This window comes from Pseudomonas sp. UBA6315, assembly GCF_002438125.1.
Lineage (GTDB): Bacteria > Pseudomonadota > Gammaproteobacteria > Pseudomonadales > Pseudomonadaceae > Aquipseudomonas > Aquipseudomonas faucium.
In genome coordinates this window covers 1-10,869 of sequence record NZ_DJTF01000121.1, presented here as the reverse complement: position 1 = coordinate 10,869, position 10,869 = coordinate 1, and the positions used below count along the sequence as shown (strand labels likewise).

Annotated in this window: 9 protein-coding genes; 3 read left to right on the top strand and 6 right to left on the bottom strand. The window is 65.2% G+C overall.

The genetic code is table 11. From position 1 onward, the window contains the following. Positions 1–193: 193 nt before the first annotated feature. The 6 genes from accC to B3E94_RS14515 form a co-directional block, all read right to left on the bottom strand. Positions 194–1,549, bottom strand: a complete 1,356-nt coding sequence (gene accC, locus B3E94_RS14540; protein WP_286914045.1) for an acetyl-CoA carboxylase biotin carboxylase subunit — start codon at positions 1,547–1,549, stop codon at positions 194–196. Between the two features lie 17 nt (positions 1,550–1,566). Continuing rightward, positions 1,567–2,028: an acetyl-CoA carboxylase biotin carboxyl carrier protein gene (gene accB / locus B3E94_RS14535; protein WP_176518062.1), complete on the bottom strand. Its 462-nt coding sequence runs from the start codon at positions 2,026–2,028 to the stop codon at positions 1,567–1,569. A gap of 101 nt (positions 2,029–2,129) precedes the next feature. Further along, the gene (gene aroQ, locus B3E94_RS14530) at positions 2,130–2,582 is read right to left on the bottom strand and encodes a type II 3-dehydroquinate dehydratase (RefSeq protein ID WP_176518061.1); all 453 of its coding nucleotides are present in this window, start codon (positions 2,580–2,582) and stop codon (positions 2,130–2,132) included. Positions 2,583–2,761: 179 nt separating this feature from the next. Continuing rightward, positions 2,762–4,528: a protein-disulfide reductase DsbD gene (locus B3E94_RS14525; RefSeq protein WP_286914043.1), complete on the bottom strand. Its 1,767-nt coding sequence runs from the start codon at positions 4,526–4,528 to the stop codon at positions 2,762–2,764. A 212-nt stretch (positions 4,529–4,740) separates the two neighbouring features. Further along, entirely contained in the window at positions 4,741–6,486 is a 1,746-nt protein-coding gene (locus B3E94_RS14520) for a methyl-accepting chemotaxis protein (RefSeq protein WP_414708155.1), read from the bottom strand. Positions 6,487–6,853: 367 nt separating this feature from the next. After that, positions 6,854–8,233, bottom strand: coding sequence for a GGDEF domain-containing response regulator (locus B3E94_RS14515; RefSeq protein WP_286914041.1), 1,380 nt, complete (start codon positions 8,231–8,233; stop codon positions 6,854–6,856). 246 nt (positions 8,234–8,479) lie between these two features. Here B3E94_RS14515 and B3E94_RS14510 point away from each other — a divergent pair, with 246 nt between their 5' ends. The 3 genes from B3E94_RS14510 (at position 8,480) to B3E94_RS14500 (ending at position 10,710) form a co-directional block, all read left to right on the top strand. After that, entirely contained in the window at positions 8,480–9,547 is a 1,068-nt protein-coding gene (locus B3E94_RS14510) for a DUF2333 family protein (RefSeq protein ID WP_286914040.1), read from the top strand. A gap of 2 nt (positions 9,548–9,549) precedes the next feature. Continuing rightward, positions 9,550–10,083 carry an NUDIX hydrolase gene (locus tag B3E94_RS14505; protein ID WP_176517238.1) on the top strand — a complete coding sequence of 178 codons (534 nt, stop codon included), beginning with the start codon at positions 9,550–9,552 and terminating at the stop codon, positions 10,081–10,083. 255 nt (positions 10,084–10,338) lie between these two features. After that, complete coding sequence (locus B3E94_RS14500; protein ID WP_176517239.1) at positions 10,339–10,710, top strand: translation initiation factor Sui1; 372 nt, start codon at positions 10,339–10,341, stop codon at positions 10,708–10,710. Positions 10,711–10,869 lie beyond the last annotated feature (159 nt).

The window sequence follows — 10,869 nt, the reverse complement described above, 5'->3', positions numbered from 1 at the left end:
GGCTGGCAGTTTACGCGAGTGCAGGGGGTTTGTAGAGCAGGGGCGCGCGTGCGTGTCGCCGCTCCCACAGGGTTATCGCTGCACTTGAGTTGGCGCAGCTCCTGTGGGAGCCGGCTTGCCGGCGATGAGCACCTGCCAGGCAATAAAAAACCCCGGCACTGGGCCGGGGTTTTCATGCATCACGCTAACGCGATCACTCCTGGTTGGCCAGTTTGTGCTCGAGGTAGTGGATGTTGACGCCGCCTTTGCAGAAACCTTCATCACGCACCAGGTCGCGGTGCAGCGGGATGTTGGTCTTGATGCCGTCGACGACGATCTCGTCCAGGGCATTGCGCATGCGCGCCATGGCTTCGTCGCGGTCCTTGCCGTAGGTGATCAGCTTGCCGATCAACGAGTCGTAGTTCGGCGGAACCGAGTAGCCGCTGTACAGGTGCGAATCGACGCGCACGCCGTTGCCGCCTGGGGCGTGGAAGTGCTTCACCTTGCCGGGGCTCGGGATGAACTTCTTCGGGTCTTCGGCGTTGATACGGCATTCCAGCGAGTGGCCACGGATGACCACGTCTTCCTGGCGGATCGACAGCTTGTTGCCAGCGGCGATGCTGAGCATCTCCTTGACGATGTCGATACCGGTGACCATTTCCGACACCGGGTGCTCAACCTGCACACGGGTGTTCATCTCGATGAAGTAGAAACGGCCGTTCTCGTACAGGAACTCGAAGGTGCCTGCACCGCGGTAGCCGATCTCGACGCACGCATCGACGCAACGCTTGAAGACTTCCTGGCGGGCCTTCTCATCGATGCCCGGGGCCGGTGCTTCTTCCAGTACCTTCTGGTGACGGCGCTGCAGCGAGCAGTCGCGGTCGCCCAGGTGGATGGCGTTGCCCTGGCCGTCGGACAGCACCTGAACTTCCACGTGGCGTGGGTTGGTCAGGAACTTCTCCAGGTAGACCATCGGGTTGCCGAAGGCTGCGCCGGCTTCGGTACGGGTGAGCTTGGCCGAGGCGATCAGGTCCTCTTCCTTGTGCACCACGCGCATGCCGCGACCACCACCGCCACCGGCGGCCTTGATGATCACCGGGTAGCCGACGTCACGGGCGATCGCCAGGGCAACCTCCTCGTCTTCGGGCAGCGGGCCATCGGAGCCTGGTACGGTCGGTACGCCGGTCTTGATCATCGCGTCCTTGGCCGAAACCTTGTCGCCCATCAGGCGAATGGTGTTGGCTTTCGGGCCGATGAAGGCGAAACCGGATTTCTCCACCTGCTCGGCGAAGTCGGCGTTTTCCGCCAGGAAGCCGTAGCCCGGGTGAATGGCGGTGGCGCCTGTCACTTCAGCCGCGGCGATGATCGCCGGGATGTGCAGGTACGAATCTTTGGACGAAGCAGGACCAATGCAGACCGACTCGTCTGCCAGGCCCAGGTGCATCAGCTCGCGGTCGGCCGTGGAGTGCACGGCGACGGTCTTGATGCCCAGCTCTTTGCAGGCACGCAGGATCCGCAGGGCAATTTCCCCGCGGTTGGCGATCAGGACTTTTTCCAGCTTCCCAGACATCGTTGGCTCTCCGCGAATCAAACGATGGTGAACAGCGGCTGGTCGAACTCAACCGGCTGACCGTCTTCCACCAGGATGGCGTCGATGACACCGCCGACATCGGCTTCGATGTGGTTCATCATCTTCATCGCTTCGACGATGCACAGGGTGTCGCCTTTCTTCACGCTCTGGCCAACTTCAGCGAAGTTCGGCGAGGTCGGCGAAGGCTTGCGGTAGAAGGTGCCGACCATTGGCGAGCGGACCACGGTGCCTTTGAGGGCTGGGGCGGCAGCGGCAGCTTCGGCAACCGGGGCAGCAGCGGCAGCAGGCGCTGCGACAGGGGCGGCAGCCATCGGGGCCGGTGCGTAGAACTGCTGGGCAGCTGGGGTCTTGCTGTGACGGCTGATACGGACCGACTCTTCGCCTTCCTTGATCTCCAGTTCGTCGATGCCAGACTCTTCCAGCAGCTCGATCAGTTTCTTGACTTTACGGATATCCATTAATCATCAACTCCCAAAGGTTCGGTCAGGGGGCGTAATTTAAAAACGTATCTGAGACGTTTCTCTCGAACCCCGGCCCACGTGGGCCAAGGTCGCAATCATCAGGGCTGTGCGTTGGCAGCCAGTTGTTCCAGCGCGGACTCCAGGGCCAGGCGATAACCGCTGGCGCCCAGGCCGCAGATCACCCCTACGGCGACATCGGAAAAGTAGGAGTGGTGACGGAACGGTTCGCGTTTGTGCACGTTGGACAGGTGCACTTCGATGAATGGGATGCTCACCGCAAGCAATGCGTCACGTAATGCGACGCTTGTGTGGGTGAAAGCAGCCGGATTGATCAGGATGAAGTCCACACCCTCGTTGCGTGCGGCATGAATACGGTCGATCAGTTCGTACTCGGCATTGCTCTGCAGGTACTGCAGATGGTGACCAGCGGCGCGAGCTCGCTGCTCCAGGTCCTGGTTGATCTGGGCCAGGGTCATGGCGCCGTAGTGGCCAGGTTCCCGGGTACCGAGCAGGTTCAGGTTGGGGCCGTGAAGCACCAGTAGGGTTGCCATCTGCGGATTCCTTGGATTTGTAGGGCAATTCGACACAGCGCGGCGAGTGTGCCGTAAAGCGACGGCAAGTGTCCAGTTCCCGGCAATAGCCAGCACGATGTCCGAGGTTCGCGCGAAGTATGTGACCAAATAATTAAATCTGGTCACTCATGCGCAGAAAGTTCCCGGCTCGCGGGAAGTTATAGACCGAGTTTGCCGCGCACGCGTGCAAGAACGTCGGCGAAATCGACGGCGTTTATCTCGCCAATCACCCGATCAGTGGTCATTTCGCTGCCGTTCGCGGCAAAGAACAGCAGCGCCGGTGGGCCGAACAACTGGTAGCGGTCGAGCAGGGTGCGCTGCTCGGCATTGCTCTGGGTGATGTCGAAACGCAGCAGTTTGAAGGCGCCCAGCTGGGCTTGCACCTGGGGCGCGTTGAGCACTTCGTGCTCGATCACCTTGCAGCTGATGCACCAGTCGGCGTACCAGTCCAGCAGCACCGGCTGGCCGCTGGCCTTGGCTTGCGCCAGGGCGGCGTCCAGGGCTGCGGGCGTGGTGATGGTCTGCCAGGCGCTTTGCTGGGCTGGGCCACTGCTGGCAGTGGCAACGCTGGGCGGCGGCAGCGGGCGCAGCGGGTCGCCCTGGCCGCTCAGTGCGCCATACCAGCAGGCCAGGGCGTACACCAGCAAGGCCAGGCCAAGCAGTTGGGCCAGGCGTTGGCGTGGCGTCTTGATCACGAACTCCAGGGCGCCGAGGAACAGCGCCACCCCAGCGGCCAGCAAGCCGACCAGCAACAAGGTCGCAGGCCCCGGCAGCACGCGGCTGAGCAGGCCGATGGCCAGGCCCAGCAGCAGTACGCCGATGGCGTTTTTCACCGTGTTCAGCCAAGGGCCGCTCTTCGGCAGCCAGGCCGCGCCGCCCGTGGCCACCAACAGCAGCGGCGCGCCCATGCCCAGGCCCAGGGCGAACAGCTTGAGCGCACCGCCCAGGGCATCGCCGCTGGCACTGATATAAAGCAGGGCGCCGGCCAGCGGCGCCGAGACGCACGGCGACACCAGCAGGCTCGACAGCACGCCAAGCACCGCAGCCCCGAGCAGCGAGCCGCCCTTGGTGCGGTTGGCCACGTTGTCCAGGCGGTTGCTCAGGGCTTGCGGCAGTTTCAGCTCGAACAGGCCGAACATGGCCAGGGCGAACAGCACGAAGAACAGCGCGAACGGCACCAGCACCCAGGCCGATTGCAGCCGCGCCTGCAGGTTCAGGCCCGCGCCGAACAGCCCCATCAATGCGCCCAGCACGGCGAAGCTGGCCGCCATCGGCAGGATGTACGCCAGCGACAGCGCAAGGCCACGCGGGCCGCCGACCTGGCCACGCAGGACCACGCCGGAGAGGATCGGCAGCATGGGCAGCACGCAGGGCGTGAAGGTCAGGCCGACCCCGGCAAGGAAGAACAGCAACAGCGATTTCCAGCTCCAGGCCTGTTCACCGCTGGCCGGCACTGCGCCACCGTCGCCATCGATGCTCAGCCGTTCGGTCTCGGGTGGGTAGCACAAGCCCTTGTCGGCACAGCCCTGGTAGCCCACCAGCAAGGTGAAGGCGCGGGCGTCGGTACGCGGCAGTTCGATGTCGAGCACGCCGTGGTAGACCTCCACGTCGCCGAAGAACTCGTCGTGCTTGGCTTCGCCCTTGGGGATGTTCGGCGTGCCCAGGACGATGTCCGCAGGCTCGGTGCGGAACTGGAAACGATGGCGGTAGAGGTAGTAGCCGTCGGTGGCGACGAAGCGCAGCTTGATGCTGTGCGCGTCGGCCTGGACCAGGTCGAGCTTGAAGGCCTCGTGCACCGGCAGGAAGTCGGCACCGTTGGACAGCGAGGCGGCGCCGAGGGTGGCGCTGGGGCGGTTGTCGAGCAGGCCCGTGGCGAAGGCAGGGGCGGCCAGCAGCAGGAACAGCAGGAAAAACAGGCGGCGCATGACGGACTCGCGAGGTGGAACGTGCCGGGCATGATAGCGGAGTTGCCGGGGGTTGGCAGGGGGGGGCTTGGGGCGCGACGCATGGTCGCTGGTTGTGTTGCGCCAGTACTGGCCCTATCGCCGGCAAGCCGGCTCCCACAGGTACCCCACAGATCTCAAGTGCTGTGGGGTTGCCTGTGGGAGCCGGCTTGCCGGCGATAGGGCCGCAACGCTCAGACCCTGAACGCCCGAACAGCGCGGTTCAACTCGCCCCCCAGGCTCAACAGCTGCTCGCCTTGCTCACGCCCTTCGCCAATGCGCTGCAGGTTGTCTTCACCCAGCTCATGAATGCGCTCGCTGTGGTCGCGTATCTCGCTCACCGCGCCGCTCTGCTGCGCCGTGACATCGGCAATGCGCACCGCCGTATCGGCAATGGTGCGGATCGCGCTGACGATTTCATCCAGCGCACCATCGGCCGCCTGGGCCTGGTTGGCGGTGGCCTCGGCGTGTTCGAGCTGCGCCCGCATGCCCGCCACCGACCCGCGCGCCGCCTGCTGCAGGCGGTCGATCAGCGCCTGGATCTCGCCCGTCGCCCCGGTGGTGCGTTGCGCCAGCGAGCGCACCTCGTCGGCCACCACGGCAAACCCCCGGCCCATCTCGCCGGCGCGGGCGGCTTCGATGGCGGCGTTCAAGGCCAGCAGGTTGGTCTGCTCGGCAATCGAGCGGATCACCGTCAGCACTCCGCCGATGGTCGCCGATTCCTCGGCCAGTTGTTCGATCATGCGGGCATTGCCCTGCACCTCGTCGACCAGCGCGCGCAGGCCCGACAGGCTCTGGCCGATCACCGCCTGGCCCTGTTCCACGGCGCGGCCGGCGTCGCGGCTGGCATCGGCGGCGGAGCTGGCATCGCCGGCCACTTGCTGGATGGTCGCTTCCAGTTCGCCCAGGGCGTCGCGAATCTGCCCGGTGTCGCCGGCCTGGCGTTCGGCGCCGTCGTGCAGGGCGGCGCTCATGCCGGCCAGGGCATGGCTGCTGCCGGCGACCTGCTCGGCGTTGTGGCGGATGGTGCCGACCAGCTCCACCAGGTAGTGGCGCAGGCGGTTGAGCGATTCCTGAATGTCGTGCAGCTCGCGGTTGGTACGGCCCAGGTCGATGGCCTCGGCGAAGTCGCCTTCGGCCCAGCGTGACAGCGCCGGGGCCAGGCTGGTCAGGGTGCGCGCCAGGCGCCGCTGCAAGGTATCGACGAGCAGCGCGATCAGCAGGATCAAACCGATCATCAGCCCCTGCATCAGGCGCACTTCGCTGGCGATCTTGGTGTGCTGGCCGCGCACTTCCGGCTCCAGGCCGGCAATCGCCTGTTGCACGGCATCCAGGCGTTCATGGGTGCTGGCGGCCAGGGCGCTGCGCCGCTCGATCTGCTCGCGGGTGCGCTGCAGTTCGGCCGGGTAGCGGTTGAGCAGGCTCTGCAGGTCGCGCTTGAGGGCCACCGCGACATCTTCCTGCTCGGTACTGGTTTGGGTTTCCAGGCCCATCATGGCGGCGAAGTCGTCGGCACCGGATTCGGCGGCGCGGGTCACGCCCAGCAGCGGCAGGCCATCGATGACCTGGGCCTGGCTGCGGATCAACTGCAGCTCGCGATGCACTTCATCGGCAAGCTCCGCGCGGCCGCTGCTGACCAGCTTGTCACGGGCCAGCGACAGGCGCCCCAGGTGCAGGCTGGCATCGAACAGCGGCAGCAGGTAGCGGCTGGCCTCGGCGCTGTTGCTGTCGCGGGCGTAGCTGGCCAGCTGTTCGAAGTTGGCGCCCAGCTCGCGTTCGGCCTGCAGCAGCAGGGCCTGGGGGTCGCCGGCGAGCTTGCCTGCGGCCAGCAGTTCGTTGGCGCTGAAGGTGTTCAGCGAGCCGAGGCTGGGCCGCAGTTGGCTGGCCAGTTCGTCCGGCAGTTCGGCCAGCGCCGCCTGCAACTGCTGGTTGGCCTCCATGGCCGCCGCGTGGCGCACGGCATCGCCGCTGCCCAGGTAAGCCTCGATATTGCGGGCGGTGTGGTTCTGAAACTGCTGCGACAGGCTCAGGTAGCGCTCCATCAATTGATAGGGGCGCTCCAGGGCACGCTGCGACCACCACAGGGTCGCGCCCAGGGCGATACACACGGTCACCAGCAACAGGGTGTTGAAATTGGTCAGCCACTTCAGGCGCATAGCCGCGAACTTCCTGCGGGGGAGTGGAGGTAGGTGCCTGAAGTTATTGCGGTTTTATGACGTGGTGATGACGACAGCGGCTTGGCGCCATAAAAAAGTGGCACAGTGCCGCTATCGCGGTGACGGCTTTGCGGGCCGGTGGCAAGGCCCGCTACGGCTCGACGCGCACCACGCAGTTGCGCCCCGCATGCTTGGCCCGGTACAGGGCTTCGTCGGCGGCACTGGCCATGGTCAGGGCATCGAGTTCTTCATCGAGCTGCACCACGCCGGCACTGAAGGTGCACTGCAGGTCGTGGGGCTGGGCGGGGTAGAGGATCTCGGCGAAGCGCCGGCGGATCTCGTCCAGCACCTTGTGCGCCGCGTCCAGCGCGGTGTTGGGCATGACGATGGCGAATTCCTCGCCGCCGTAGCGGCCGATGAAGTCGGTCTTGCGCAGGCGTTGCTTGAGAAACAGCGCCAGGCTCTTGATCACCCGGTCGCCCATGGGGTGGCCATGGCGGTCGTTGATCTTCTTGAAATGGTCGATGTCGAGCATGGCGAAGCTCAGCGGCTGGCTTTCGCGGCGGGCGCGGAAGCTGCAGTCTTCGAGCAGTTGCAGGATGTGCGTGTGGTTGTACAGCCCGGTGAGGCTGTCGCGCACCATCCGCGACTTCAGGTGGCGCGCCCGCGCTGCGCGGTTGCGCACGGTGGTGATCAGGTGGCGTGAGCGAATCGGCTTGGTCAGGAAGTCATCGCCGCCTTCGCTCATGGCATCGAGCTGTTTGTCCAGGTCGTCCTCGGCAGACAGGTAGATGATCGGCACGCTGACGTAGCGGTCGTTGTGGCGGATCACCTTGGCAAGCTCGGGGCCTGAGCAGGTGGGCATGTACAGGTCGAGGATGATCAGGTCGGGCTGGAAGTCGGCAAGCTCGGCCATGGCGCGGATCGGGTCGCTCAAGCTGCGCGTGGTCATGCCGGCGTAGCCCAGCACCCGTTCAGTATGCAGGGCCTGGGTGCGCGAGTCGTCGATGATCAGCACGCGCAGCGGGTCGGACTGGGCGGTGCTGGTCATGATCTCGAGTTTTTCCAGCAGGCCCGAGGCCTCCAGGGTGCCGGTGAGAAACGCCTGGCCGCCGGCGCGCACCGCCGCCAGGCGCGTGGGCGTATCGGTTTCGTGGAGGCTGAAGAACAGCAGCGGGATGGGCTTGTCCAGGTCTTGCTGCACCTGCGCCGCCAGGGCCAGGCCACGCTCGGGCCCGCCGAAGTCGACATCCATGACCATGGCCGCCGGCATCTGCTCGGCCAGGGCGGCCATCAATGCCTCGGCATTGAACAGTGGCCGGGCGCTGAGGCCGAAGAACTCGAGCTGCTGCGCCAGGCGCTGGGCGGGCTCGGGGTCTTGCAACAACAGGTAGACCGGCTTGCGCGCAGGCGGCAGCGCCAGCTGGTCGAGTTGGTCACCTTTGCGCAGGCTGGTGCGCGAAAGGCGTTGCAGCAAGTGATCGAGCTCCTGCTCTAGGCGCTCGGGGCTCGGCTCCGCGGCGTGGGTCATGTCCTGGCTACTTATTGGAGGGATGTGCAGGTGCGATGATGGCTCTATGCTAGCACCAGTTTGCAAACGCGCGAGTGCGTTGGGTCAACAAAGCCTTGAAGCGCATTATTCAGTTCATGACTCATTGGTCGCTTATGCGTAAGGCGGTGTCTGCTTTATAGTGCAGCGACACGGGCTTGTCGTGGCACCCTGGCGCAAGCCTGTGGTCCAAGCCCTGAACCGTCGTGACTGATTAAGGACAAAGCCATGCTGGATTGGAAAAACCGTGAGGCCAAAGCCGAGCCCCGCGAGCGTGTCGACGGCCGCGGCGCTGCCGCCCGCAGCTACCTTGGGGGGCTCTGGAGCCGTGCCCTGGGGACGCTGATCGGCCTGTACCTGCTGGTCTGCATCGGCCTGGGCTGGTACTGGAGCGAAGAGCCGGACCTGTTCCCGGTGCAGCAGAACGCCCAGACGGCGGCCGAGCGCAATGGCCAGCAGATGGTGATTGGCTACACCACCGTGGAAACCCTCAAGACCGTGGCCGGTACCCTGCTGAACAAGCCCGGTGGCTATATTTCCAACGACCGCTTCCCGCCAGGGCTGTGGATGGACAACATGCCGAGCTGGGAATACGGCGTGCTGGTGCAGGTGCGTGACCTGTCCCGTGCCTTGCGCAAGGACTTCGCCCGCTCGCAGTCGCAGTCCACCGAGGACGCCGACCTGGCCAAGGCCGAGCCGCGCTTCAACTTCGACAACAAGAGCTGGATCCTGCCTTCGAGCGAGTCTGAGTTCGAAGAGGGCATCAAGTCGCTGACGCGCTATCAGACCCGCCTGGCCGCAGGCGACAAGGGTGCGATCTTCTACACCCGCGCCGATAACCTGAACAACTGGCTGGGCGATGTCGCCACCCGCCTGGGTTCGCTGTCCCAGCGCCTGTCGGCCAGCGTTGGCCGGGTCAAGCTCAACAACACCCTGAAGACCGAATCGGTGGTCGCCGGCCAAGCGCCGCAGGTGGACGAGGAGCTGGTGGAAACCCCGTGGCTGCAGATCGACAACGTGTTCTACGAGGCCCGTGGCCAGGCGTGGGCGCTGTCGCACCTGCTGCGTGCCATCGAGGTGGACTTCGCCGACGTGCTGGCCAAGAAGAACGCCACGGTCAGCGTGCGCCAGATCATCCGTGAGCTGGAGGCCTCGCAAGAGCCGCTTTGGAGCCCGATGGTGCTCAACGGCAGTGGCTTCGGCATGTGGGCCAACCACTCGCTGGTCATGGCCAACTACATCTCCCGGGCCAACGCTGCGGTCATCGACCTGCGCCAGCTGCTGTCGCAGGGTTGAGCATGGCCATCAGCCCCAACGAGGCCGCCCACCGGGCGGCTTCCGACCGAGAACTGGTCGCCTGGGTGGACGAAACCGACCAGGTGCTGGGGGCGTTGCCCAGGGCCGAACTGCGCGAGCGTGGCCTGATCGGCCGCTGCACGTTCATTCTGCTGTTCAACAGCGCCGGCGAGCTGTGCGTGCACCGGCGTACCTTGAGCAAGGCACTTTACCCCGGCTACTGGGACGTGGCCGCAGGCGGCATGGTGGCGGCGGGCGAGGCCTACGCGGCCTCGGCCGCCCGCGAGCTGGCCGAGGAGCTGGGCATCGCCGGGGTGCCGCTGACGTTCCACGAGCGCTTCTATTTCGACCAGCCGGGCAACCACCTGTGGTGCGCGGTGTATTCGGCGGTGTCGGATGCGCCGCTGCGGTTGCAGCCCGAAGAGGTGATCGAGGCCAGGTTCGTGGCAATCGAGCAGGCGGAGGCGGAAAGCCTGGTCAAGCCCTATTGCCCCGACTCGCTGGCGGCATTGCAGCGCTACAAGGCCAGCCTTTGAGCGCTGCCTTGGCGGGCTCGTGCGATCGCCGGCAAGCCAGCGCCGGCAAAGGCCCCCAGGGTTTTTGCCGAAGGGTCGCAAATCATTCGCAAAATGGCGCATTCCAGTACTTAGCAACGGCGTGATTTATCGTTAAACTGCGCGCCCTTTTCGGGCTGCCGCAAGTCTTGCAGCAGTAGCGCCGCCCCTGCCAGAGTGGGGCTTCGCGGTCGGCTCCCGTCGACCAGTTTTTGTCCTCAGCACCGAGGAACAAAAGTGTCCAAGAAAGCTTCTTCCTTCGCCGCCCTTGGCGGTCTCGTGTACTCCACCGATGCCGGTCGGCACTGCCCCGACTGTGGCCAACCGGTGGACGCCTGCACCTGCAAGCAGCAGCTCATCCCCGAAGGCGATGGCATTGCCCGTGTGCGCCGTGAAAGCAAAGGCCGTGGCGGCAAGACCGTGACCACCGTCACCGGCGTGCCGCTGCCGCTCGACCAGCTCAAGGAGCTGGCCACCACCCTCAAGCGCCGTTGCGGTACCGGCGGCGCGCTGAAGGATGGGGTCATCGAAATCCAGGGCGACCATGTCGAGCTGCTGATTGGTGAGCTGACCAAACAAGGCTTCAAGGCAAAAAAATCAGGCGGCTGATGGCTGCCCGCGATTTTTTGCCCAGCGCTTTCTAAACTCGTTGCCGTGGCCAGGGTCTACCCCTGGGCACGGACGAATCGTCATTTTCAGCTTTTACACTGCGCCCGCCTCCTTGCGGGGCAGTGTCTTGGACTTTTCTATAGGGGACTTGAATGTCCG